The organism is Bacteroides acidifaciens, assembly GCF_903181435.1.
Taxonomy (GTDB): domain Bacteria; phylum Bacteroidota; class Bacteroidia; order Bacteroidales; family Bacteroidaceae; genus Bacteroides.
Genome location: NZ_CAEUHO010000004.1, coordinates 1030509 through 1056849, shown reverse-complemented (window position 1 = coordinate 1056849; position 26341 = coordinate 1030509). Strand labels below are relative to the sequence as shown.

20 protein-coding genes, 2 tRNA genes and 2 rRNA genes are annotated in these 26341 nt (G+C 44.7%); 2 read left to right on the top strand and 22 right to left on the bottom strand.

The annotated features are described in order from the left end of the window. Window positions 1-73: 73 nt before the first annotated feature. The 11 genes from mutL to tig all read right to left on the bottom strand — a co-directional run bounded on the left by mutL (window position 74) and on the right by tig (window position 15303). Complete coding sequence (mutL, locus tag CLIN57ABFB40_RS16055; protein ID WP_175631007.1) at window positions 74-1978, bottom strand: DNA mismatch repair endonuclease MutL; 1905 nt, start codon at window positions 1976-1978, stop codon at window positions 74-76. A gap of 15 nt (window positions 1979-1993) precedes the next feature. After that, window positions 1994-2293, bottom strand: coding sequence for a hypothetical protein (locus CLIN57ABFB40_RS16050; RefSeq protein WP_121766914.1), 300 nt, complete (start codon window positions 2291-2293; stop codon window positions 1994-1996). 1 nt (window position 2294) lies between these two features. Next, window positions 2295-3965: an OstA-like protein gene (locus tag CLIN57ABFB40_RS16045; protein WP_175631006.1), complete on the bottom strand. Its 1671-nt coding sequence runs from the start codon at window positions 3963-3965 to the stop codon at window positions 2295-2297. Between the two features lie 21 nt (window positions 3966-3986). Continuing rightward, on the bottom strand, window positions 3987-5369 hold the full coding sequence (locus CLIN57ABFB40_RS16040) for a peptidylprolyl isomerase (RefSeq protein ID WP_175631005.1): 1383 nt from the start codon (window positions 5367-5369) through the stop codon (window positions 3987-3989). Window positions 5370-5378: 9 nt separating this feature from the next. Then, window positions 5379-6224, bottom strand: coding sequence for a peptidylprolyl isomerase (locus CLIN57ABFB40_RS16035; RefSeq protein ID WP_175631004.1), 846 nt, complete (start codon window positions 6222-6224; stop codon window positions 5379-5381). A 54-nt stretch (window positions 6225-6278) separates the two neighbouring features. Continuing rightward, window positions 6279-7823: a peptidylprolyl isomerase gene (locus CLIN57ABFB40_RS16030; protein ID WP_175631240.1), complete on the bottom strand. Its 1545-nt coding sequence runs from the start codon at window positions 7821-7823 to the stop codon at window positions 6279-6281. Window positions 7824-7980: 157 nt separating this feature from the next. Next, window positions 7981-9459, bottom strand: a complete 1479-nt coding sequence (guaB, locus tag CLIN57ABFB40_RS16025) for an IMP dehydrogenase (protein WP_175631003.1) — start codon at window positions 9457-9459, stop codon at window positions 7981-7983. 87 nt (window positions 9460-9546) lie between these two features. Further along, window positions 9547-11727, bottom strand: a complete 2181-nt coding sequence (gene recQ / locus CLIN57ABFB40_RS16020) for a DNA helicase RecQ (RefSeq protein WP_175631002.1) — start codon at window positions 11725-11727, stop codon at window positions 9547-9549. Window positions 11728-11895: 168 nt separating this feature from the next. Next, the gene (gene clpX / locus CLIN57ABFB40_RS16015) at window positions 11896-13140 is read right to left on the bottom strand and encodes an ATP-dependent Clp protease ATP-binding subunit ClpX (RefSeq protein ID WP_175631001.1); all 1245 of its coding nucleotides are present in this window, start codon (window positions 13138-13140) and stop codon (window positions 11896-11898) included. Between the two features lie 2 nt (window positions 13141-13142). Beyond that, window positions 13143-13805 (bottom strand): ATP-dependent Clp endopeptidase proteolytic subunit ClpP, encoded by a 663-nt coding sequence (gene clpP, locus CLIN57ABFB40_RS16010; protein ID WP_175631000.1) that lies wholly within the window; start codon window positions 13803-13805, stop codon window positions 13143-13145. A 142-nt stretch (window positions 13806-13947) separates the two neighbouring features. Further along, window positions 13948-15303, bottom strand: a complete 1356-nt coding sequence (gene tig, locus CLIN57ABFB40_RS16005) for a trigger factor (protein ID WP_175630999.1) — start codon at window positions 15301-15303, stop codon at window positions 13948-13950. A gap of 396 nt (window positions 15304-15699) precedes the next feature. On the opposite strand from tig, the gene CLIN57ABFB40_RS16000 reads away from it, so the two are divergent. After that, window positions 15700-15945, top strand: coding sequence for an RNA recognition motif domain-containing protein (locus CLIN57ABFB40_RS16000; protein ID WP_175630998.1), 246 nt, complete (start codon window positions 15700-15702; stop codon window positions 15943-15945). A gap of 106 nt (window positions 15946-16051) precedes the next feature. Here CLIN57ABFB40_RS16000 and CLIN57ABFB40_RS15995 read toward each other — a convergent pair whose 3' ends face one another. Together CLIN57ABFB40_RS15995 and CLIN57ABFB40_RS15990 are read right to left on the bottom strand one after the other, a co-directional pair. Then, window positions 16052-16822 (bottom strand): ABC transporter ATP-binding protein, encoded by a 771-nt coding sequence (locus CLIN57ABFB40_RS15995; protein WP_175630997.1) that lies wholly within the window; start codon window positions 16820-16822, stop codon window positions 16052-16054. After that, a complete protein-coding gene (locus CLIN57ABFB40_RS15990) occupies window positions 16819-17562 on the bottom strand; it encodes an MlaE family ABC transporter permease (RefSeq protein WP_044654980.1) in 744 nt (247 codons plus the stop codon). The genes CLIN57ABFB40_RS15995 and CLIN57ABFB40_RS15990 overlap by 4 nt, the downstream gene beginning before the upstream one ends. A gap of 75 nt (window positions 17563-17637) precedes the next feature. Between CLIN57ABFB40_RS15990 and lptB the strand changes: the two genes are divergently transcribed. Next, the gene (gene lptB / locus CLIN57ABFB40_RS15985) at window positions 17638-18399 is read left to right on the top strand and encodes an LPS export ABC transporter ATP-binding protein (RefSeq protein WP_004308626.1); all 762 of its coding nucleotides are present in this window, start codon (window positions 17638-17640) and stop codon (window positions 18397-18399) included. 124 nt (window positions 18400-18523) lie between these two features. Here the strand turns inward: lptB and der are convergent, their stop codons facing one another. The 9 genes from der to CLIN57ABFB40_RS15940 all read right to left on the bottom strand — a co-directional run bounded on the left by der (window position 18524) and on the right by CLIN57ABFB40_RS15940 (window position 26309). Further along, window positions 18524-19837: a ribosome biogenesis GTPase Der gene (gene der / locus CLIN57ABFB40_RS15980; RefSeq protein ID WP_175630996.1), complete on the bottom strand. Its 1314-nt coding sequence runs from the start codon at window positions 19835-19837 to the stop codon at window positions 18524-18526. Window positions 19838-19886: 49 nt separating this feature from the next. Then, complete coding sequence (gene era / locus CLIN57ABFB40_RS15975) at window positions 19887-20768, bottom strand: GTPase Era (RefSeq protein ID WP_175630995.1); 882 nt, start codon at window positions 20766-20768, stop codon at window positions 19887-19889. 90 nt (window positions 20769-20858) lie between these two features. After that, window positions 20859-21863, bottom strand: coding sequence for a beta-ketoacyl-ACP synthase III (locus CLIN57ABFB40_RS15970; RefSeq protein WP_175630994.1), 1005 nt, complete (start codon window positions 21861-21863; stop codon window positions 20859-20861). An 86-nt stretch (window positions 21864-21949) separates the two neighbouring features. Beyond that, on the bottom strand, window positions 21950-22135 hold the full coding sequence (gene rpmF, locus CLIN57ABFB40_RS15965) for a 50S ribosomal protein L32 (RefSeq protein ID WP_004296852.1): 186 nt from the start codon (window positions 22133-22135) through the stop codon (window positions 21950-21952). A gap of 12 nt (window positions 22136-22147) precedes the next feature. Next, a complete protein-coding gene (locus CLIN57ABFB40_RS15960; protein ID WP_175630993.1) occupies window positions 22148-22726 on the bottom strand; it encodes a YceD family protein in 579 nt (192 codons plus the stop codon). A gap of 205 nt (window positions 22727-22931) precedes the next feature. Next, a 5S ribosomal RNA gene (gene rrf, locus CLIN57ABFB40_RS15955) occupies window positions 22932-23042 on the bottom strand. A 73-nt stretch (window positions 23043-23115) separates the two neighbouring features. Further along, a 23S ribosomal RNA gene (locus tag CLIN57ABFB40_RS15950) occupies window positions 23116-25997 on the bottom strand. 148 nt (window positions 25998-26145) lie between these two features. Beyond that, window positions 26146-26219, bottom strand: a tRNA-Ala gene (locus CLIN57ABFB40_RS15945). Window positions 26220-26235: 16 nt separating this feature from the next. Continuing rightward, a tRNA-Ile gene (locus tag CLIN57ABFB40_RS15940) sits at window positions 26236-26309 on the bottom strand. Between the last annotated feature and the right edge of the window lie 32 nt (window positions 26310-26341).

The following is a 26341-nucleotide window of genomic DNA, read 5'->3' as shown; positions in this document are numbered from 1 at the left end:
TTTTTCTTTGTTGAACTAATTAAATAACACGAACTAAACTAAAAGGTTTTAGGAAAAGATGAAATTATTTGCTTTATTTGAATAAACGTTCGATATCTTCTTCCTTGATTGTCGTCAGAACGGTCTTCCCATCCGGCGTGTAATTCGGTGAGGGACAGGCAAAAAGATTATCTACAAGACTGATCATTTCTTCGTTGCTCAACACCTGCCCGTAGACGATTGCCGCCGCACGCGCTAGCGTTAAAGCCAGTATATTCTGTATTTCCTCCTTGACATCGTTCCCTTTTTCCATCGCCGTATGTAGCATATTACGCACCAATTCGACCGGATTCAACCCTTCGATACCGGACGGAATGCCATTGATAGCATAGCTTCCGCCACCCAAATTGCTCAAGTCGAAACCTACTGCGGATAAATCCTCCATTATGCTTTGCAACACAGCCGCTTCCGAAGCCGGCAATTGCAAGATTTCGGGAAAAAGAACGCCTTGCGACACGCCTTGTTTCTGTTGAATCTGAATCATATACCGGTCGAAAAGCACCCGAATATGTGCCCTGTGCTGGTCGATAAGCATCAAACCGGATTTTACGGAAGTCAGAATAAAACGTCCTTTGAACTGCAAATGCTGGTTTCCTTTTTCTATCACAGGCTCACTGGAGTATAAAGTAGGAGAAGCCATAGAGGTCACCGTCTCCATCTTTTCTTCCATAACCGGTGTTCCTTCACTGACGGCAGAATCCTCCCACTCCATCTCAGGCTCCGGCATCGGGTTATTCATCTTGCTGGCTTTCGTCAGGCCGCCATACAAGTCTTCCCATTCCACTTTTGAACGGCTGTACGAACCGCCGCCTGCACTACCTCCGGCAGACACTTTGAACGGATTATAATCCGAATTATAATGTACCTTGGGCGGCTCGGATGTTGTCTTCTGTTCGAATGCCGGAATATCGGGCATATCTTCTGTATCAAAATCAATGGAAGGAATAGCACTGAACTTCCCCAATGACTCTTTTACCGACGCTGAGAGTATCTGCCAGATGGCTTGTTCATTCTCAAACTTGATCTCAGTCTTAGTCGGGTGGATATTGACATCAATGTTAGCCGGATCTACTTCAAAATAGATAAAGTAGGAAATCTGCTCACCGGCAGGAATCAACTGTTCATAGGCTTCCATCACTGCCTTATGGAAGTAAGGATGGCGCATATAACGTCCGTTGACGAAGAAATACTGATGGGCGCCTTTCTTACGGGCAGTTTCCGGTTTGGCTACATATCCGGAGACTTTCACCATAGTGGTATTCACCTCTATATTGAGTAACTGCTGATTGAGTTTTTTACCGAAGATAGCCATAATGCGCTGGCGCAATGGGGATACCGGAAGATTGAAAAGTTCGGAATCATTGCTATAAAGCGAGAAGGCGACTTCCGGATGGACAAGGGCGATACGTTCAAACTCGGCAAGGATATTACTCAGTTCGGTTGAGTTCGCTTTCAGGAATTTACGGCGGGCAGGCACGTTGAAGAATAAGTTCTTCACGGAGAAGTTGCTTCCCTTAGAGCAGGAAACAGCTTCCTGGCTCTCTACCGTAGAGCCTGCTATCACCAGTTTCGTACCCAATTCTTCAGATTCCGGGCGTGTCTTCAGTTCCACCTGAGCCACTGCGGCAATGGAAGCTAAGGCTTCTCCGCGAAAGCCCATCGTGCGCAAAGCAAACAAATCGGCTGCTTCACGTATCTTGGAAGTAGCATGGCGCTCGAAGGAAAGACGGGCATCCGTTTCGGACATTCCCTTTCCGTCGTCGATGACCTGGATGCTGGTCTTACCCGCATCAGTCACCAATACATGTATATTCCGCGCATCTGCATCAATCGCATTCTCCACTAACTCCTTGATAACAGATGCCGGACGTTGTATCACTTCGCCGGCAGCAATCTGGTTAGCTACCGAATCAGGTAACAAATGAATAATATCGCTCATAGTTCAGTAAAAAAATTAAAACGACCAGCTTCCCGTCGCCAAATAATGCCACAAATACAAAAGGAAAGCAATGATAATCAATATGATTCCGAAGGAGGCCGGTTTGCGTCCACTTGCTTTTCTCCGTTTCAGGTGAGTGGTGCCTTCAATAAACTTGCCACGAATATCCTCCGGATTAAATTCTTTCTCCGGCAGCATGCCCAAGTCCCGCTTTGCCTTCTCTTCCATCTTGGCGAGCTTTTCCTTGCGCTCATCTACATAAATGTATTGATGATTAAAGCCACGAGGTTTCCTCATCGAATTAAACATTCCCATACTACTTCATATTAATTAAGTTTCGCTTTTCTGTTTTCGGTCGCCGGTTGGTGGTTGGTTTCAGGGTTTCCCCCGCCCGCTTGCTCCGCCAGTTGAAAATATCATCTTTATTGAGTGGACGGACATAGTCGAACCACGCAAAGGTAGGAAGACGCAGTTTGTCGGCTGGTATCTGGTCCATCGGATACATCGTTCCGTTGGACTTGCCGACAAACATCCCCTTTTCCATCTTCTTATCTTTCATGTAAAGATGGAGCACACTGCCTTCCAGACAATTGAATCCGGTCATCGTACTGTCCTTCTCCTCCGGATAGAAAGCTGTCTGGACATTGCCAACCACCTCGATATGCCGCATATCGCCATCTACGAAATAGGCTTTCATCTCCTTGCCGGACACTTGGTTGTAATGAATGGAATCTTTCATTTCTACCGTAAGCGCCTGGTTGATGATATGTGCCCAGTCGATGGTGCTGTCGTTCATATAAATCTTAATCTGCTCGCCCAATAGCTGCTGACCGTCATTCCAAAGAATAGGGTCGATGTACATGGTCATACAGGAGTCTTTCGAGTTATAAACCAGCGAGTCGCATACGCCCTGCACATCGGTGCGGTACATACGTACTTTATGGTAAGCCTTCATCAGGCGGAACAAAGAGTCGGTATTCAGATTGTAGGATACCATCTGCAAGGTATCTCCATGCATAAAGAGACTGTCGCCCTGCGAATAATCAATGGCAACCGCCCGTTTGGTGGCAAAGGCGGAATCCGTCAATTCGTTATAGAAACAGTAATCGCCCATCAGCATGTTCTTGTTGATAGTGTCCGTCATCTTCACATTGTCGAACGCTTCGCCATAGCCGATGATACGGTCATAAAACAGACTGTCGCCCACCAGCTTCTTTCCCTGGTTGGTCAGGACGGAACGGTCGAGCAGTTCGGCTTGTTCGGTCAGAGTGTTATAGAATCCACGTTCGGAATAAATGTGGTTATTATCGCTTACAATGTTTGAAGGACCAAGGATTACGGCGATTTTTTTGTCCGTATTATACCTCAAAGTATCGGAAGTCAACACAAACTTGGGATTAACGAGTTTCACATCGTGATTGAACACTGACTGCTTCGTCGCAGGACTGTATTCCCCCCAGTCGGAAGTCAATACGTTCTCTTCGTCCATCAGGGTTCCTCCTTCAAAGTAATAGCCGAGGTCGTAAAGACGGTCGTAGTTCAGACTGTCCGTCAGCAAAGTTGTATTGCGGTTTATCATCTTCACGTTTTCACGGAGTTGCGCAATCTGCGTCATTCCGTCATAGTAAAGGTAATCACCATATATAAATAAGGTGTCGCCCTGCTCCATACGTACGTTACTAAAGGCTTCCACCGAGTTGGTTTTCTCGAAAATCAAGGCACTGTCGCAGTACATATACATACTGTCGTGACGCATCTTCACGTTGCCAATCAGCACTTGCACATCAGGACGTGCCAGCTTGTCCGCCTGACCTTCGTCAGCGTGGAGCAAATAAACTTTCGTTTTTTTATTCTCCGGCTGCTTCTTGTTGACCGATGATTTCTCGGGGTTTTGCGCCACGAGACATACACCAAACAGGCATAGAAAGCCTATAAGGAGCCATCTATGCCTGTCTTGTTGTTTATCTTTCTTATTTTGTCTCAGCATATAAAGTCAAGCTGTTAAACATCAATCCTTCTTCACCCAACCCGGGTATTTGAAGTCACATTTCTGCCAGTTTTCATTGATACGTACATACGTATTCTTCTGCTTGTTCAGAATCCACTTCTGCAGCATCTCTTCACGACGTTTATCCATCACGATTTCCTTCAAGTCCTGATAGTCTTCTGCAATGGTAGCCTTATGACCGTTGATTTTCGCTTTCAATTTCACGATAGCACATACTTCTTTTCCGTCCTTCTCGTTTATCATTGTAAAGGCTTTTGAAATCTCGCCTACGTTCATCCTGTCTACCACCTTAGCTACGTCCTGCGGAAGGTCCTGCATCTGGAACTTGGAAGTAGTAACACCTGAATTCTCGTTGATATTCACCATGATACCGTGGTTATTGCGGGTATCCTTATCTTGTGAGATAACAGCAGCCGCTTCATCGAACGTGAATTTGCTGGCACGGATATCATCTGCGATAGAGTCGAGACGTGCACAAGCTTCGGTCAGTTCTTTTTCTGACACTTTCGGACGCAACAGGATATGGCGGGTATTGACACGGTCGCCACGTTTTTCAATCAACTGGATGATGTGGTAACCAAATTCCGACTCTACAATCTTGGATACCTTCTTCGGGTCCTGCAAGCTGAATGCCACATTCGCATAAGACGGGTCCATCATGCCACGGCCCATGAATCCGCACTCACCACCTTTGATGGCAGACGCTTTATCTTCCGAATAGAGACGCGCCAATGTAGAGAAGTCGATTTCTCCCTTTGTCACACGATCCGTATAGTCACGCAGCCTTTTCTTCACATCTTCAATTTCCGCAATAGGTATTTTAGGTTGCAGAGTGATAATCTGCACTTCCACCTGTGTCGGGATATAGGGGATACTGTCCTGCGGAAGGTCTTTGAAGTAACGGCGCACTTCTGCCGGAGTCACTTTGATTTCCCCTACCAGTTTCTGCTGCATCTTCTGCACCGTCAGTCCGTCACGTGCATTGTCACGCAATGTCTCACGAATTTGTGTCGCGGTTTTGTTGAAATACTCTTCCATTTTTTCTTTAGAACCAATCTGCTGGATATACATATTGGTCATCATATCTACACGCTGTATGATTTCCGCTTCGGAAACTTCGATACTATCCAACTTTGCCTGGTGCAAGAACAGCTTCTGCACGGCAATTTCTTCGGGAATTACACAATAAGGGTCGCCGTCGAATCTGCGTCCGTTATACAGGGCATCCATACGTGCCTCTTCTACATCTGATTTTAAAATAGCTTCGTCACCTACTACCCAAACTACTTCATCAACCACATTGTCCTGTGCATAAGTTGCCACATTGGCAAATACTGCCAGGATAAGGGTAACAACAAATCTAAAGTTCACAAACTTCTTCATTCTTTGTATTTAATAATTATATATAATCTTCTTCTTGCTTGCCGCTTGCTGATACAGGTCGCTCTTCACTTGTTCCATAAAGCTCACCCGCTTCTGATTGACCAGCAGGTCTTTCACTTCCGCCCGGGCAAACTCATACGGTTTTTCCTCTCCTGCCACGCGAAAGTCGCTCACATTCAGGAAATAATAAAATGCCGTATCTTTCAGTTCTACCTGTCGGTGCTTGTTCACATATTCTTCCGGCGCTTCCACTTTCAACGGAATCAGGTCCAGCACATCCGTCACCGGCACCCATTTGTCGTAGAAGTATTCGTATTTCACCGCATTCTGCCAACTATATTTCTCAAGACTTTCCACAGCATCCTGCTTATCCGACTTATACCATCTGCGGACATTGTTCAACTGTGGAGCAGTCAGAGGTACTTTTATAAACAGTCCTTTTATCAACGGGCTTTCCAATTTAAACAGTTCCTTGTTCTTCTCGTAATACTCCGCAATCTCCTGTTCGGGAATATCCCTCGTCAACTTCTGATTAATCAGTTCCTGCTGATACGTATGCATAATCAACGCCTTCCGATAATTCTCCACCAACTTGTCCACATCCACATTATCGGGAATATTGTTCGCAGCTTTTTCATACAACAAAATCTCTTCCGCCCAGCAACGAATATAATGCTCGGCAAAGAGAATACTATCATCTTTTGACAATCCGACGGGAAGTACGGACATCAAATCTTCTTTATATAAAAAGTTACCGTCCACCTCTACCAAAGGAGTCTTTCCTTTGTGGTCGCGCTGTTCCTTGCACGCTCCACAAGTAAGAAGGGTAATCAGTAAGAGGACTAATATTCGCATTGGCAACTGAAATCTACTTATTTAAGGTACGAAGATAGTGAATAATCGGTTACATCAGTTATTATTAACTGTTTTTAAAACCTCTTGGTTTATTTCAACCTTACCAGACTCCCTCAATTCCCGCATCCAGTACGTGTCAAGATAGATTCGATAATCCTTCCGGACGCGGTCTATTACTTCCCGATAATCATCCGGTCCCTTCTGTTTTTTGCCGTACACAATGGTAAAAGGATAAGACATTACTGGTTCATATCCGCCCTTCTTGAAAACCAGTTTATCTACATATTTATTGTCTCCGTCGGCAAAAATCCCTTGTTCAATCTGTATCTTTTCCGTACCGGATGCATTAAATGTTTGCCGAAGTTTATCCACCCATTCATTTTCCGGCAGTTTCTTCAGCATTTTTTTTGCCTGTTTGGCAGTCTTTTTATCTGTACAATGAAGGACCACTCCTTTATAACGCGGACTGTCCCACCGATAATCGGATGAGTGAAACTTAAAATAAGTTGCCAGCCCGGCACGGTCATTCATAGCGGGCAAATCTACTTTTTGCCGTGTCACCTCTTTTACGAGATACTCTTCATTGGATTTTTGCAGCGCATAACGGATTTCAGGATGTCTTTTATCCATGTTTTTGCTTTCATAATCTAATAAGGATTTAGCAATAAACGCATCGAGCCGACGTTTGACAGCCTGCGGATGAGAAGCGGCAAATCGCTTAAACAGATTTCCTGTATAGCTCTGTCCGTCAATGGTGAACAACGTTTGTCCTGTCTCTCCTTTTGCTAACAGTTCTTCCATACCTGCCTGGTTCGGAGTGTATCGCCAGTCTTTTTTCAACCGTTCCACCACTTTTTCGGTAGCTTTATCCAATATCTCCCTGCTCCGCATACGTTCTGTCAGTTTATCGGCAACTTCTTCATAGGCAGGCATATCTTTCCGATCAATTACTTTCAAAATATGAATTCCCGCAGGAGTAAAGAACGGCTGGGATATTTCGCCTTTCGACAGAGCGAAAGCTACATTCTCAAATTCGGTAGTGGTCTGCAAACTTTCTATCCAACGGGACTGCTTATCATCCGAATATCTTTCCACCAAACGGGAAAAATCCAATCCGGGCTGATTCTGTATCGTCCGGTAGATAGAATCCATACGGGTCTTTTGTTCTTCCAGATGCCGGGAAGTAATCGTTTGCGGCAAATATTTAAAAATCTGCATGACCTGTACTTGTCCGGGACGTGCTTTTAGCCCCATTTTCTGATATTGGATACGGGCACAACTATCCATTGTCGGCTTATCTATCAAATAAGATTCCGTTAGTCTGGCACGCGCAGCTTCCTGTTGCTTGCGAAAAGCGGAAGTCGTATCAAGTCCGGCAGCTTTTGCCGCTTCGACCTTCTGCATGGCTCGAGCAAAAAGCACCGCATACTCCTTTGGAGAAAGATTACCGTCCTCGCCAACCGCATTGTGCCGATAGGAATATTCAAACTCCGAACGGGATATGTCTCTCCCGTTGACACGCATCAACACAGGATCCTCCTGAGCAAAGACCAAGATTGTGAAGAGGCAAACACACCCCGACAACAGACTTCTTTTCATCATCAATTCTTATTTTTCCAAACAACAATAACAAGCATCAAAACCAGCGAGTGGCGGAAAAACAACGAACGGTGAGCAGCAAACATCCGCTGATTGACACAGCGTGTTCACCGTTCACCGTTCACCGTTAGCATTAACAGTTCACCGTTTATATATGTTATTCCGGACGGCTATAATTAGGCGATTCACTGGTAATCGTCACGTCGTGCGGATGGCTTTCCATTACACCTGCATTGGTAATACGGGTAAACTTAGCGTCGTGAAGTTTCTCAATATTAGCAGCACCGCAGTATCCCATACCTGCACGCAGACCGCCTGTCAACTGATAAACCACTTCGAAAAGTGTGCCTTTATAAGGTACACGCGCTGCAATTCCTTCCGGAACGAGCTTCTTCACATCGGCTGTTCCACTCTGGAAGTAGCGGTCTTTTGAACCGTTTTCCATAGCTTCCAAAGAACCCATACCACGATAGGACTTGAATTTACGACCGTTAAAGATAATGGTATCACCCGGAGATTCTTCGGTTCCTGCCACCAATGAGCCAATCATTACGCAATATCCACCGGCAGCCAACGCTTTCACCACATCGCCCGAATAGCGCAAACCACCATCGGCAATCAAAGGAATGCCTGTACCTTTCAGTGCTTTCGCCACATCATATACAGCCGACAACTGTGGAACACCCACACCAGCAACAACGCGAGTCGTACAGATAGAACCCGGACCGATACCCACTTTCACAGCATCCGCCCCTGCTTCTACCAAAGCTTTTGCGGCTTCTCCGGTAGCAATATTACCCACTACAATATCAATATTCGGGAAACGTTTCTTAGCTTCTTTCAGTTTCTCAATCACAAACATAGAGTGACCGTGAGCCGTATCAATAACAATGGCATCCGCACCCGCATCCACCAAAGCCTGCATACGGTCCAGGGTATCGGCAGTCACACCTACACCGGCTGCTACACGCAAACGGCCTTTGGCATCTTTACAAGCCATCGGTTTATCTTTAGCCTTTGTAATATCCTTATAAGTAACAAGGCCAATCAACTTTCCGTCCATTCCTACAATCGGAAGTTTCTCAATCTTGTGTTTCTGAAGAATCTGAGCAGCAGATTCCAAGTCGGTAGACTGATTTGTAGTCACCAATTTTTCTTTCGGCGTCATGACAAGGTCGATATGTTTTGTCATATCTCTTTCAAAACGCAAATCTCTGTTAGTGACAATACCCACCAAGTAACCTTCATCATCCACCACAGGGATACCGCCGATTTTGTATTCCGCCATGATGTCCAATGCATTCTGAACAGTAGAACCTCTTTTAATCGTCACAGGGTCATAAATCATACCATTTTCGGCACGCTTCACGATGGCGACTTGTCTTGCCTGTTCTTCGATAGACATATTTTTGTGAATCACGCCAATACCACCTTCACGAGCAATGGCAATAGCCATTTTCGCTTCGGTAACCGTATCCATGGCAGCCGTCACAAAAGGAATTTTTAACTCAATGTTTTTTGAAAACTTTGTCGAGAGGTCGACAGTGCGCGGTAAAACTTCAGAATAAGCGGGGATCAACAATACGTCGTCGTAAGTCAACCCATCCATTACAATCTTATCAGCAATAAATGACATAGGGCTATGCGTTTAAAAATTATTGCGTGCAAATATACAGTTTTTATTCAAAACAGCATACCTGCACGCCTGTTTTTTTTCGCTTTTTTAATTAGCCATTTCCGAAATGAACTTGATACGTACTAAACGGACTTCTTCTTCCGCGAAGTCATCGCCCAATTCATCAAGCGCATCGTCAATCTTATCTGTGGTAGACTCCTTGAAATAATCGTAGATGTCGAGCATATGGTCTTCGTCCATGATTTCTTCCAGGAAGTAGTCGATATTCAGTTTGGTTCCCGAATAGACAATCGCTTCCACTTCGTCCAGCAATTCGCCGAATTCGATTCCTTTGGAAAGAGCAATGTCGTCCAACGCCACTTTGCGGTCAATAGCTTGAATAATAGCCACCTTCATCTTTGACTTATTGGCAACGGTACGTACACGCAAATCCTCAGGACGCTCTATTTCATTCTCTTCGCAATGGCGCTTAATCAGTTTACAGAACTCCTCACCATAGCGTTTTGCTTTTCCGGCACCTACGCCGGGGATATTTTGCAGTTCGTCCAGTGTTACCGGATAGATAGTAGCCATTGCCTCCAAAGACGGATCCTGGAATATTACATAAGGCGGAACTTCCAGTTTCTTCGAGAGTTTCTTCCGCAGGTCTTTCAACATTGAGTAGAGAGCCGGGTCTACCGCACAAGAGCCCCCGCCACGTGCCGGTGCTTCTTCCTCTACCTCTTCAAAGTCATTATCCTCGGTAATCTTGAATGATTTCGGCTTTTTCAGGAACTTATGTCCTTCCTCTGTCACTTTCAGGAGTCCGTAATGCTCCACATCCTTGCTCAAGTAACCCGCTATCAAAGCCTGGCGAATCACCGCATTCCATGTTTTGTCTTCTTCGCCCATACCGGAACCGAAAACCTCAAGGTCTTCATGCAAATGTGCCTGTACTTCCGAAGTTTCTTTACCTTGTAGTATGTCTATTATATAATCTGCTTTAAAATTTTCTTTCACCGCGATAATCGCTTCAATCACGGTACACAATAATTCTTGAGCCTCCACTTGTTTCTTAGGGTTTAAACAGTTGTCACAATTTCCACAATTCTCCTCCGTGTATTCTTCGCCGAAATAATGCAGCAACGTCTTGCGCCGGCATACGGAAGATTCGGCATAAGCAGCGGTTTCCAACAGAAGCTGCTTGCCAATTTCCTGCTCTGCCACAGGTTTTCCTTGCATGAACTTCTCAAGTTTCTGCAAGTCTTTGTTTGTATAAAAGGTTATGCACTGACCTTCGCCTCCATCTCTGCCGGCGCGTCCAGTCTCCTGGTAATATCCTTCCAAGCTCTTCGGAATATCATAGTGAATCACAAACCGCACATCGGGCTTGTCTATTCCCATACCGAAAGCGATAGTAGCCACAATGACATCCACCTTTTCCATCAGGAAGTCATCCTGATTCTTGGTTCTCGCCACCGAATCCATCCCCGCATGATATGGGCGCGCATTAATGCCGTTCGCCTGAAGGATTTCGGCAAGTTCTTCCACTTTTTTCCGGCTCAGACAATAGATAATACCTGATTTTTCCGGATTGTTCTTGATGAACTTGATTATATCCCGGTCGATATTGGCGGTCTTTGCGCGTACCTCATAATATAGGTTCGGACGGTTGAACGAGGATTTGAAGACCTGGGCATCCACCATTCCCAGATTCTTCTGGATATCATGCTGTACCTTCGGTGTTGCCGTAGCAGTAAGCGCTATCAACGGAGCTTTTCCTATTTCATTGATAATAGGGCGAATCCGCCGGTATTCGGGTCGGAAATCATGCCCCCACTCAGAAATACAGTGAGCTTCATCTACCGCGTAGAACGAAATCTTCACTGAACGCAAAAACTCTACATTTTCTTCCTTCGTCAATGATTCAGGCGCCACATATAGCAATTTTGTCTTTCCGGCAAGGATGTCCGACTTCACTTGGTCTATCGCGCCCTTATTCAATGAAGAGTTGATAAAATGGGCAATCCCGTCTTCTTCACTGAAATTACGCATGGCATCCACCTGATTCTTCATCAACGCAATAAGCGGTGAAACTACAATAGCCGTACCTTCCATCAAGAGCGAAGGTAGTTGATAGCATAGAGATTTCCCGCCACCGGTAGGCATCAGCACAAAGGTATCCTTACCACCGAGCAAGTTTTGAATGATTGCTTCCTGGTTCCCCTTGAACTTATTAAATCCGAAATACTTCTTCAGTTCATCTGTTAAATTAATCTTCCCTGCCATCTTAACTTAGGTTGTTTTATTCAGTTCATGGTTTAACTTTAAGTAAGCTCTCTTTTTCAAGAGAGTCAAACAAAGTTATAAACAACTTCGTAATTACCAAGCAAAATGTGACTAATATTTTCAAGAAAATACAGTAACAATCATTTTCAGTCGCCTTACGCTTTGATTTTAAGCGGTTTGTAGTCGTGCCATATTCGCTTTTTCCAGTTGATGTTTCGCATACTCCAGCGTCACTTCATACTCTTTTTTGTTTTCCGAAGGGATTTCAAACATGACATCCATCATGATTGTCTCCACAATAGAGCGCAAACCGCGGGCACCGAGCTTATATTCTACAGCCTTATCAACGATATATTCGAAGACAGTATCTTGGAATGTCAGCTTGATGTTGTCCATTTCAAACAGTTTGATATACTGCTTGATGATAGAGTTTTTCGGTTCGGTAAGGATAGCACGAAGCGCGTCACGGTCCAGCGGATTGAGATATGTCAATACCGGAAGTCGTCCGATAATTTCGGGAATCAGCCCGAATGACTTCAAATCCTGGGGAGCGATGTACTGCATCATGTTATTCTTGTCCACCATAGCTGTTTTCTGCGATGCCGTATAACCTACGACATGCGTATTCAACCGCTGCGCGATTTTTTTCTCGATGCCATCGAAAGCACCGCCACAGATAAAGAGGATATTCTTGGTATTCACCGGAATCATCTTCTGGTCGGGATGTTTACGTCCACCCTGAGGGGGAACGTTCACCACAGAACCTTCGAGCAATTTCAGCAATCCCTGTTGCACACCTTCACCACTCACGTCGCGAGTGATGGAAGGGTTATCACCTTTACGGGCAATCTTGTCGATTTCGTCGATAAACACAATTCCCTGTTCCGCTTCCGGCACATTATAATCCGCCACCTGGAGCAGACGGGTAAGAATACTTTCAATATCTTCGCCCACATAACCGGCTTCCGTCAATACCGTAGCGTCTACAATCGTAAACGGCACGTGCAGCAACTTGGCAATGGTACGTGCCAGCAGCGTTTTTCCGGTTCCGGTGCTGCCTACCATAATGATATTGGACTTTTCAATCTCTACATCATCGCCACTGTCTTTTTGCAGCAGACGTTTATAATGGTTGTAGACCGATACGGAAAGGAAACGTTTCGCGTCATCCTGTCCGATAACATACTGGTCGAGGAATTTCTTTATTTCTACCGGCTTGGGCAGTTCTTTTAAATTGAGTTTGGTAGCTCCGGCGCTTTTCTTGCCTTCGCCCAACGCTTCCTGAGTAATCTCGTAAGCCTGGGTGGCGCAACTGTCGCAGATGTAGCCGTTCATTCCCGTAATCAGGAATCCGACTTCATTCTCCGACCGGCCGCAGAAGCTACACTTTTTCTTTGTTCTTGAATCAGCCATTTTTATTTTCTAATCAATACCTCATCAACCATACCATACTCTTTCGCCTCCTGAGCGGTCATCCAGTAGTCGCGGTCTGAGTCCGCCCATACTTTATCAAAGTCAGTATGCGAGTGGTCGGCAATAATCGTATAAAGTTCTTTCTTCAATTTCTGAATCTCACGTGCTGTAATTTCAATGTCCGAAGCCTGTCCCTGAGCACCTCCCATCGGCTGGTGAATCATCACGCGTGAATGGGGCAAAGCGGAACGTTTGCCTTCGGCGCCCGCCACCAGCAATACGGCTGCCATTGAAGCTGCCATACCTGTACAGATAGTAGCGACATCACTTGAGATAAACTGCATAGTATCGTAAATGCCCAGTCCGGCATACACACTTCCACCCGGAGAGTTGATATAAATAGAAATGTCCTTGCTCGGGTCTACAGAATCCAGATACAGCAACTGTGCCTGAAGCGTATTCGCCGTATAGTCATCCACCTGCGTACCGAGGAAAATGATGCGGTCCATCATCAACCGTGAGAAAACATCGAGTTGAGTCACGTTCAACTGTCTTTCTTCCAGAATATAAGGATTCAAATACCCGGCCTGCGATTTAATCACATCATCCAATACCATGCCATTCATTCCTAAATGCTTGGTTGCGTATTTTCTAAAATCATCCATGTTAATTGTTCCTTTCTTAAAATTAAAAATAAACGTAAGTACAAAGAAACGAAAAAGAATACAGAGACACAAAAAAACACAGAGTTATAATTTTATAAAAACTCTGTGTTTCTGTGACTTTATATGCTGTTCAACCGAACGATTATTCAAACATCTTATTGAATTCTTCGATAGAAACGTTCTTATTTTCCAATGTTACCTGTGCTTTCAGGGCAGCAGCCAACTTCACTTCTACAACACGGCTTACCAGGTTGTTGATAGTTTCTTTCTTCTTCAACATCTCCTGTGCATAGTTGTCAAGCACATCTTCGGGGACAGACAACATGCCGTATTGAGCAAACTGAGCTTTCGTTGTGTCTTTTGCCATCTTCAGAACATCTTCCTGTTCCACCTTGATGTCGTTAGATTCTACCAACTGTTCCTTAATCAGGTGCCAAGTCAACTCTTCAATGCTCTTATCATAGTTTTCAGCAACATATTCTTCGCCTTTCTCTTCGTTGTTCAGCAACATGATACGTTTCAGCAGCGCGTCAGGGAATTCCAACTTACCTACTTTCTCCATCATCATCTTACGAACGTCGATCAGGAATTTATAATCGCTGTCTGCAACGAATCTTGCTGCGATTTCTTCCTTAATCTTAGCGCGGAATTCTTCTTCAGTCTTCACAACGCCTTCACCGAATGCTTGGTCGAACACTTCCTGAGTCAGCTCACCCGGAACAAAACGAGTGATTTCCTCTACCTGAAAGCTGAAGTTTGACTGCACGTCCTTGGCGATTTCCTTGTCGATTTTCAACAAAGAACCAAGTTCCGCAGCATTTCCGTCATAAGCAACGTTCGGGTTGAACACCAACACGTCGTTTACCTTAGCATTAGCAAAGATAGCTTTCTGCTCGTCGTTCTTCATATAAGAAGGCATCATAACCGCACCTTCTACCTGAATACCGCCTTCTTTCGTGTTACCTTCTTCGTCCAACTGAGCCAACAGCCCTTTCAACATGTCGTTATCTTCGTAAGCATCCACCTTGTCGTACTTGCCGGTGCGCTGAGTGTACATCTTCACCTGGTTGTCGATCATTTCTTCAGACACTTCGATCGTATAATAATCCACTTTATCATTAGCACTTACTTCAGCCTTGAATTCAGGTGCCAGAGCGATGTCGAATACGAAATCGAATTCATCCATTGTATCGAAATCAATATTCTGTTGCTTTTCTTCGTTAGGCAACGGTTCGCCCAACATATTCACCTTATTTTCTTTAATATAATTGTAAACAGCTTCTTGCAATGTCTTATTCACTACTTCTGCAATCACTGATTTACCATACATCTTTTTAACCAAACTTGCCGGAACCATTCCTTTACGGAACCCGGGCATCTGCACCTTCTGACGAAGTGATTTCAACTCTTTGTCTACTTTCTCTTGATAATCCGCTTTCTCAAGCTTTACAGTAAGCTCTGCGCTTACTTTGTCAATGTTTTGTAATGAAACGTTCATTCTGACAATTATTTATTTGATTTATACTTTGTTCTATACTCAAAGAGGGTGCAAAATTAGTGCTAATCTTTTAAATTTCAAAAGACATTGCAGATTTATTTCGTATCTATTTAGAATACATACCTAACAAATCGCTGATAAACAATACTTCATTGTAACAATCGTTTTCCTTTTTTCTCATTTTCTGCAAATTAAATCTGCAAAAAGATGGTCAATCCAAAAATTATTCTTTTCTTTGCCCCGGATTGATGGACCATTAGTTTCTCGATTTGATTACAAGGTTTTTACTTCCGTTCCAAAAACGCTTTTGTAAACTCTCTGTCGTTTTAATCCTTTTATTAGTAACCATCTGTCCAGAGAGTTTTATTCATTTATTTATTTTTTATCATTTTCATTATGAACATTTATGTTGGAAACCTTAACTACCGTGTTAAGGAAGGAGATCTGCAACAAGTGATGGAAGATTATGGAGCAGTATCATCAGTTAAAGTTATTATGGACCGTGAAACCGGTAAATCAAAAGGATTCGCTTTCATCGAAATGGAAGACGATGCTGCAGCTGCTAAAGCTATCGCAGAATTGAACGGAGCTGAGTACATGGGACGTACTATGGTAGTTAAAGAAGCTAGACCTAGAGCTTAATTGCCGACGCTACATAGCTAAGAAAAAAAAGAAACTTCTGCCACCCTATGACAGAAGTTTTTTTATTGCCTTATCTCTTTATTGCTTCATTCCAGCCTTTCGCGTTTCAACCTTCCATGTTTTGTACTTCGAGGTCTTTCACCTTGCGGAGCAAGTCCGAAGCAAAAATAAAGTTATTCAAGCGCTCGTTGGTAGAGGTGAATATATCATCCTTCGTTCCTTCCCATTCTTTATGTCCTTCATAAATATAAATCACCTTCTCGCCGATTCCCAACACAGAGTTCATATCATGCGTATTGATAATCGTAGTCATATTATATTCCTGGGTAATATCATGAATCAGGCCGTCAATCACTAAGGAAGTTTTCGGATCCAGCCCCGAGTTCGGTTCGTCACAAAACAGGTATTGCGGATTCAGAGAAATGGCGCGTGCGATAGCCACACGCTTCTGCATACCGCCACTGATTTCTCCGGGATACTTATCCTTCGCTTCGGTCAGATTGACACGGTCCAGGCAGAACATCGCCCGCTTGGTGCGCTCACGCAATGTGTCATTACTGAACATATTCAGAGGGAACATCACGTTGTCCAATACCGACAAAGAGTCGAAAAGGGCGGCACTTTGGAAAATCATTCCCATTTCCTTGCGAAGCATCTTCTTCTCCTTCTTCCCCATCATCACCAGATTTCGTCCGTCATACAAGACTTCGCCCTTCTCCGGAGTTAGCAGCCCCACAATACATTTCATCAATACCGTCTTACCGGAACCACTCTGGCCGATAATCAAGTTTGTCTTTCCATTCTCAAAGTCCGCATTGATATCATTCAATACCGTCTTATCGTCAAACGATTTATAAAGTCCTTTAATCTCAATCATCCCATCAAAAGTTTAGTTAATACCAAATCCGCAAACAGAATCAAGACGCTGCTGGACACTACGGAATCCGTAGAAGCCTTTCCCACGGCAATCGAACCGCCTTCCACCGTATATCCGAAGAAAGCGGACACACTTGCAATGATAAAGGCGAAGAAGAGGGACTTGATGATACCCGCCCATATAAACCATTCGTTAAACATATACTGCAAACCATATTCAAGGTCGACAGCATTCATCACTCCGGCAAACCAGCAGGTACAAAAGGCGCCTATTATACCGGCAAAGATACTGAATGTCACCAATATGGGAATGACAGTCACCATAGCCGAGATTTTAGGAAGTATCAGATAATTGGCGGAATTGACTCCCATGATTTCGAGCGCGTCAATCTGCTGTGTCACCCGCATCGTTCCCAATTCCGAAGCAATGTTCGACCCCACTTTACCTGCGAGAATCAGGCACATAATAGAAGAAGAAAACTCCAGCAACATAATTTCACGGGTCACATACCCCACTGTCCAGCGGGGCATCCACGGACTTTCGATATTCAACTTAATCTGGATGGTAATTACCGCGCCGATGAAAAACGAAATCAACAGCACGATTCCGATGGAGTTCACGCCTAGCTGCTCCAATTCGTTAAGGTATTGCCGGAAGAACATGCGCATACGTTCGGGACGGGAGAAAGTCCGCCCCATCAGCATGAAATATCTACCGACAGTTCTCAATGCTTTTATCATAACTCACACTATTTGTCTGCAAATGTACATTATTTCAGCTTATTTTTACTACATTTGCCGCAAAATAACTAGAATATGGAAGAAAGCAAGATGGTGCTCCGCACGGAAGACTTGGTGAAAAAGTACGGTAAACGAACCGTTGTAAGCCATGTTTCCATCAATGTGAAGCAAGGTGAGATTGTGGGTTTGCTGGGTCCGAACGGTGCCGGCAAGACGACTTCATTCTATATGACCGTAGGATTGATTACCCCGAATGAAGGGCGAATCTTCCTTGACGACCTGGAGATTACCAAATATCCGGTTTACAAACGGGCGCAGACAGGAATCGGTTACCTTGCACAGGAAGCCTCTGTATTCCGCCAAATGAGCGTGGAAGACAATATTGCCGCCGTGCTCGAAATGACTAACAAGCCCAAAGAATACCAGAAGGAAAAACTCGAAAGCCTGATAGCGGAATTCCGCCTGCAAAAGGTACGCAAGAACAAAGGTAACCAGTTGTCCGGTGGTGAGCGCCGCCGTACGGAGATTGCACGCTGCCTTGCCATCGACCCGAAATTCATCATGCTCGACGAACCTTTTGCCGGTGTCGACCCGATTGCCGTAGAAGACATTCAGCAAATCGTGTGGAAACTGAAAGACAAAAATATCGGTATCCTGATTACCGACCACAACGTACAGGAAACGCTTAGTATCACCGACCGCGCCTACCTGCTGTTCGAAGGAAAGATTCTTTTCCAAGGTACACCGGAAGAGTTGTCCGAGAATCAGATTGTACGTGAAAAGTATCTGAGTAACAGCTTTGTGCTGCGTCGTAAAGATTTCCAGTTAGAGAAATAGGTTCCCACAGAGGACACAGAGTTTTATTTTATAAGAAGACACGGATTGCCCCAATATATATTTATATAGTTGAGACAGTCCGTGTCTTTAATTTATTATTTCTCTGCGTTCTCTGTGGTGAACTTTACTTCTGTCGAATATAAATATTAACCGGAGTACCTGTCAGATTCCATTTCTCACGCATCTTATTTTCGAGGAAGCGTTTGTAGGGTTCCTTCACATATTGCGGCAAGTTGGCAAAATAGACAAATGAAGGCACCTGTGTATTCGGCAACTGTGTGATATATTTAATCTTGATATACTTGCCTTTGTTTGAAGGGGGCGGATATGCCTCTATCAACGGAAGCATTTCTTCGTTCAAACGGGCAGTCGGAATCTTCGTTGTCCGGTTCTCATATACGTTACGGGCTTCTTCAAGCACTTTTAGGATACGCTGTTTCGTCAATGCGGAAGCAAAGATAATCGGAAAATCGACAAACGGGGCAAAACGGGAGCGGACAGCTTCTTCGAAAGTCTTCTGCACTTTCACGGATTTGTCTTCCACCAAGTCCCATTTATTGATAACGACTACCAACCCTTTCTGATTCTTCTGAATCAACGAGAAGATATTCAAGTCCTGGCTTTCCACCCCTCTGGTAGCATCCAACATCAGAATGCAGACATCAGAGCCTTCGATGGCACGAATCGAACGAACCACAGAATAGTATTCCAAGTCTTCATTTACCTTGTTCTTCTTACGGATACCGGCTGTATCTACCAGATAGAAGTCGAATCCGAATTTGTTGTAACGGGTATAAATAGAGTCGCGTGTTGTTCCTGCAATCTCAGTCACGATGTTACGGTCTTCACCGATAAACGCGTTCACAATAGAAGATTTTCCGGCATTCGGACGTCCTACAACGGCAAAACGAGGAATCTCGTCATCCAGAATTTCAGAAGCTTCTTTCTTGAATTTGCTGACAATCAAGTCCATCAAATCCCCTGTACCACTTCCCGTAATAGCAGAAATACAATAAGGGTCGCCCAAGCCCAGTTTATAAAATTCAGGAGCGTTATATTGCAAATCATGGTTATCCGTCTTGTTGGCAACCATAATCACCGGACTATTGGCACGGCGCAGAATAGCCGCCACCTGCATATCCAAATCAGTCACACCGTTCATCACATCCACCACGAACAGAATCACGTCCGCTTCATCCACAGCCAGCAATACCTGCTTACGAATCTCCTCTTCGAAGATATCGTCCGAGTTTACCACCCATCCGCCGGTATCTACGACGGAGAACTCACGGCCCTGCCACTCAGACTTGCCATATTGCCTGTCGCGGGTCGTACCCGCTTCTTCATTCACAATAGCCCGACGAGATTTCGTCAGACGGTTAAATAAGGTAGACTTGCCCACATTGGGGCGTCCTACAATTGCAACTAAATTACTCATAGTTCAATACCTTGTTTTTTCACGACTATCCCAGTCGCATGAATACTCTTTAATCTAACTGATAACCGAAATTACGCAATTCCTTATCCGAGCTGCGCCAATCCTTATCAACTTTCACATACGTTTCCAGGTAAATGGTCTTCCCGAAGAAACGCTCCAGTTCACGGCGAGCCTCAGTAGCAACCTTCTTCAGCGCCTTTCCCTGCTTACCGATAATGATTCCCTTCTGCGAATCACGTTCCACATAAATTATCGCACGAATCTGAATCTTCTTCGGTTCTTCCTTAAACTCTTCCACGGCCACTTCCACCGAGTAGGGAATCTCCTTGTCATAGTACAACAATATCTTTTCCCTGATGATCTCATTCACAAAGAAACGTGCAGGCTTGTCCGTCCACTGGTCTTTCCCGAAGTAGGGAGGAGAGGCCGGCAGCAATTCCTTGATCCGCTTCATCACATAGTCCACATTGAATTTCGAAGCAGCGGAAATCGGAATAATCTCAGCCTGCGGAAGCAGTTCCTTCCACTCCTCCACCAACTTGATCAGTTTCTCCTGGTCGGTAAGGTCAATTTTATTGATGAGCAGAAGCACAGGTACAGTCATCTCACGCACCTTTGCCATAAACTCATTATTCTTGTCCGGCGTCTCTACCACGTCAGTCACATAAAGCAAAACATCCGCATCCGTCAGTGCCGAAGTAGAAAAGTTCAACATAGACTCCTGTAGCTTGTAATTGGGTTTCAATACTCCCGGAGTATCAGAAAAGACAATCTGCATTTCATCCGTATTGTAGATACCCATAATACGGTGACGAGTAGTCTGCGCCTTGAAGGTAGCAATCGAGATGCGTTCACCCACCAAAGCATTCATTAATGTCGATTTTCCGACATTCGGATTTCCTACGATGTTTACAAAACCTGCTTTATGCATTTCTCTTCATTTTATTGGTTGAGACAAAAAAACGCATCGAATCGAAATAGGATGCGTTTTTGAGTGTTATAGTTCAGTAACTAACGTTACTTATTCCTTCTTTCCGTCATAACCCCACTTCACGTAAACCGCGCCCCAAGTAAATCCGGCACCGAATGCTGTGAAAATGATGTTATCACCTTTCTTGAGTTTATCTTCATAATCCCAGATACACAAAGGAAGTGTAGCAGCACTGGTGTTACCATAGTGTTCTATATTTACCAGTACTTTGTCCATCGGGAGTTCCATACGGTGAGCCACGGCTTCGATAATGCGGACATTCGCCTGATGCGGAACAATCCAGTTGATATTATCTTTTGTCAGACCATTCTTTTCTGCAATAGCAGCAGATACATCCGACATGTTGGATACAGCATATTTAAACACTGTTCTTCCTTCCTGGTGCAAATAGTGCATTTTATTGTCTACCGTGAAATAAGAGGGAGGACAAACCGAACCACCAGCTTTCATGTGGAGGAAAGGTAATCCTTTGCCATCAGTTCTCAGTATCGAATCCATGATTCCGTAATCTTCCGTAGTCGGTTCCACCATAAAGGCAGCAGCACCGTCACCAAAGATCGGACATGTAGCACGATCTGTATAGTTAACCATTGACGACATCTTATCGGCACCGACAATGATAATTTTCTTATATCTTCCCGAACGGATGAAATTAGCAGCTGTCTCCATCAAATACAGGAAACCGCTACAAGCAGCTTGCAAATCGAAAGCAAACGCATTCTTCAGTCCGAGTTTATCGCAAAGAATAGAAGCTGTAGAAGGGAAGTGATAGTCAGGAGTAGTGGTAGCGACAACAACCAAATCAATGTCGTCGGGATTGGCACCAGTCTTTTTCATCAACTGTTTGACAGCTTTGCGCGCCATGTATGAACTGCCTAATCCTTCCTCATTCAGAATATGTCTTTCTTTTACTCCGATACGAGTCATAATCCATTCATCGTTGGTATCCACCATCTTTGATATCTCGTCGTTAGTCAAGATATAATCGGGAACATATCCACCGACTCCTGTGATTACTGCATTTATTTTTTCCATCAAACCTATTTTAAATTAGCAATACTATAATACTTAAAGCAGCCGGAGAGAGTTACCCTCAGGCTGTTTCAGTATGACTGTACTAATTATACAGCTGCTTCTTTCTCAATAGCGAGCTTACCTCTGTAGTAACCGCAAGCGCCACATACAGTGTGGTATACATGCCATTCTCCGCAATTCGGACAAATAGCCAAAGTAGGGGCTACTGCCTTATCATGAGTTCTTCTCTTTGCTTGTCTCGTACTTGATTGTCTTCTCTTAGGATGTGCCATTTTCTTAAAACTTTAATTATTATCTAATATTTTTTTTAATTCATTCCAGCGAGGATCAATTTGTTCCTCAACTTCTTCCTCTATTATGATGTCCTCTCCACCTGTGTCGAAACTATCATCACTATCATCATTCGCATTTGTTTTCAAATGCTTGTTCAATTTACTGGTCATTGCCTTATTGCACTTACCGGGAGCATGCACATGCTTCATTGGAACTGAGAGTGCAATAAACTCATACATGAACCATGCAACGTTGATTTCTCCTTCTTCCTCGGGAATCACGATAAGGTTGTCACCTTCTTCCGCATATTCATGTCCAAACTTCACCATCAACTTATCAGAAGAACTGATAGTCAGTTCCATATCATCCAGGCAACGGTCGCATGGTACCCACACCATTCCGTCTGTCTGAAAACTCAGTTCGAAAGCGCGAGAGGTTCTTTTCACGATCAATGTAACATTCACCTTTCCTTTCTGAACTTCAGGTCCATCAATGTGAGCGAAGTAAAGGTTATCCAATACAAACTCATACTTAGCAGAGTCTGTTTGCATACCTTTCAAGTCAATTTTATATTTATCAAATTTTCCCAAAGCTTCTCTCTTTTTTAAATCGTTAGCTTACAATTCGGGCGACAAAGATACAAATAAATATCCTCATAACATACAAATTATCAGTAAATATTCACTTTTTTAATAGGTATTATAAGGTTTACGAGTGTTAAAAACAGTCGTATAATGCCGAGACACTAAAAACAGAAAGCCTCGCTCGTCAAATAGACAAGCGAGGCTTCTTCAAAAACGGCGGCTACCTACTCTCCCACTGTTACGCAGTACCATCAGCGTGACGAGGCTTAACTTCTCTGTTCGGAATGGGAAGAGGTGGAACCCTCGTGCTATAACCACCTGAATAAGGTTATGACATGATGAAAAAGTAAAATCAGCAACAGCTAAACGTATATATCGCGACACGTACAAGCTTGATAAGAAAGTGAACGGGCAATTAGTAATGCTCGGCTATGATGTTACCACCTTTACACCTGCATCCTATCAACGTCATCGTCTTTGACGACCCTAAGAAATCTAATCTTGTGGCTGGCTTCGTACTTAGATGCTTTCAGCACTTATCCAATCCCGACTTAGATACCCAGCGATGCACCTGGCGGCACAACTGGTAAACCAGCGGTCAGTCCAACACGGTCCTCTCGTACTAGTGTCAGAGCCACGCAAATTTCATACGCCCACGATAGATAGAGACCGAACTGTCTCACGACGTTCTGAACCCAGCTCGCGTGCCACTTTAATGGGCGAACAGCCCAACCCTTGGGACCTTCTCCAGCCCCAGGATGTGACGAGCCGACATCGAGGTGCCAAACCCCTCCGTCGATATGAGCTCTTGGGAGGGATCAGCCTGTTATCCCCGGAGTACCTTTTATCCTTTGAGCGATGTCCCTTCCATGCGGAAACACCGGATCACTATGCTCTAGTTTCCTACCTGATCGACGTGTCTGTCTCCCAGTCAAGCGCCCTTATGCCATTACACTCTACTGACGGTTACCAATCGTCATGAGGGCACCTTTAGAAGCCTCCGTTACACTTTTGGAGGCGACCACCCCAGTCAAACTACCCACCAAACAGTGTCCCCGCATCCACGGGTTAGAACTCAAATAATCAAAGGGCCGTATTTCAACAGCGACTCCACACAAACTGGCGTCTGCGCTTCAAAGTCTCCGGCCTATCCTACACATCAATTACCCAAATTCAATGTTAAGCTATAGTAAAGGTTCACGGGGTCTTTTCGTCCCATCGCGGGTAATCGGCATCTTCACCGATACTACAATTTCACTGAGCTCACGGTTGAGACAGTGTCCAGATCATTACACCATTCGTGCAGGTCGGAACTTACCCGACAAGGAATTTCGCTACCTTAGGACCGTTATAGTTACGGCCGCCGTTTACTGGGGCTTCAATTCAATGCTTCTCTTGCGATGACATCTCCTCTTAACCTTCCAGCACCGGGCAGGTGTCAGGCTGTATACGTGATCTTTCAATTTGGCACAGCCCTGTGTTTTTGTTAAACAGTTGCCTGGACCTATTCTCTGCGCCCTACGTCGCCGTAGGGACCCTTTATCCCGAAGTTACAGGGTCAATTTGCCTAGTTCCTTAACCGTGAATCACTCAAGCGCCTTAGTATATTCAACCCGACTACGTGTGTCCGTTTGCGGTACGGGTACCTCAAAGATTAAGTTTAGCGGATTTTCTTGGGAGTATGTTTACACGCACTATTACCGCATTCCGAAGAATTTAGTATACTATCAGGTTCGACTCTTATCCTGGATTTGCCTGGGATAATCAACGTCTACACCCTTCAACGGACTATTCCGTCAGTCCGCGACGCTGTCACTGCTCCGTCTCCACGTCACTCCTTGAGGTAGTACAGGAATATTAACCTGTTCTGCCATCGGCCTCACCGTTCGGCTGAGCCTTAGGACCCGACTAACCCTGATCCGATTAGCGTTGATCAGGAAACCTTAGTCTTTCGGCGAGGGGGTTTCTCACCCCCTTTATCGTTACTTATACCTACATTTGCTTTTCCACACGCTCCAGCAAAGCTCACGCTTCACCTTCAACGCAGAGTGGAATGCTCCCCTACCGATGTTTGCACATCCCATAGCTTCGGTAAATTGCTTGATGCCCGATTATTATCCACGCCAAACTCCTCGACTAGTGAGCTGTTACGCACTCTTTAAATGAATGGCTGCTTCCAAGCCAACATCCTAGCTGTCTTAGCAATCTGACTTCGTTAGTTCAACTTAGCAATTATTTGGGGACCTTAGCTGATGGTCCGGATTCTTCTCCTTTAGGACATGGACCTTAGCACCCATGCCCTCACTCCTGTGATAGGACTAATGCGCATTCGGAGTTTATCAAGACTTGATAGGCGGTGAAGCCCTCGCATCTTATCAGTCGCTCTACCTCACATTAGTAACTCACAAGGCTGCACCTAAATGCATTTCGGGGAGTACGAGCTATCTCCAAGTTTGATTAGCCTTTCACCCCCACCCTCAGGTCATCCGGAAGCTTTTCAACGCTTATCGGTTCGGTCCTCCAGTTAGTGTTACCTAACCTTCAACCTGCCCAAGGGTAGATCACTTGGTTTCGCGTCTACTCCTTCCGACTTATCGCCCTGTTCAGACTCGCTTTCGCTTCGGCTACAAATCTCTAGATTCTTAACCTTGCCGGAAAAAGTAACTCGTAGGTTCATTATGCAAAAGGCACGCCGTCACTGCTTAAGCAGCTCCGACCGCTTGTAGGCGCATGGTTTCAGGGACTATTTCACTCTTCTGTTCGAAGTGCTTTTCACCTTTCCTTCACAGTACTGGTTCGCTATCGGTCTCTCGGGAGTATTTAGCCTTACCGGATGGTCCCGGCAGATTCACGCAAGATTTCTCGTGTCCCGCGCTACTCAGGATACCACTACGCTTCGTTTGGCTTCGAATACCGGACTATCACCGTCTATGGTTTCATTTTCCAAAGAATTCTTCTCACCAAATTTCGTGCGACATCGTGGTCCTACAACCCCAATGTTGCCGTAACAACATTGGTTTGGGCTAATCCCCGTTCGCTCGCCACTACTTGGGGAATCATTATTATTTTCTTTTCCTACAGGTACTAAGATGTTTCAGTTCCCTGCGTTAGCCTCCATCTAGGATGGATGACATTCCTTCAGAATGTCGGGTTGTCCCATTCGGAAATCTTCGGATCAAAGGTTATTTGCACCTGCCCGAAGCTTATCGCAGCTTATCACGTCCTTCATCGCCTCCGAGAGCCAAGGCATCCGCCATGCGCCCTTGCTTACTTTCTTTCAAACTGACTTCTTAGCGTATGGAGGAATGCTTGCGCAATCTTGATACGTTAAGAACGTACGGTTCGATATATACTTTTAGCTCTTTACTAAAATTTTACTTTTTTGTTATCATCATGTCAAAGATCGTTTCTCTTTTCAGAGACTGTGGAGAATAACGGATTCGAACCGTTGACCCTCTGCGTGCAAGGCAGATGCTCTAGCCAGCTGAGCTAATCCCCCGTAAGAGTTTTCGGAGTAGTCCCAGGCAGAGTTGAACTGCCGACCTCTACATTATCAGTGTAGCGCTCTAACCAACTGAGCTATAGGACTAGTTCAACCTTGTCTACCTGTTGCGTTAGACT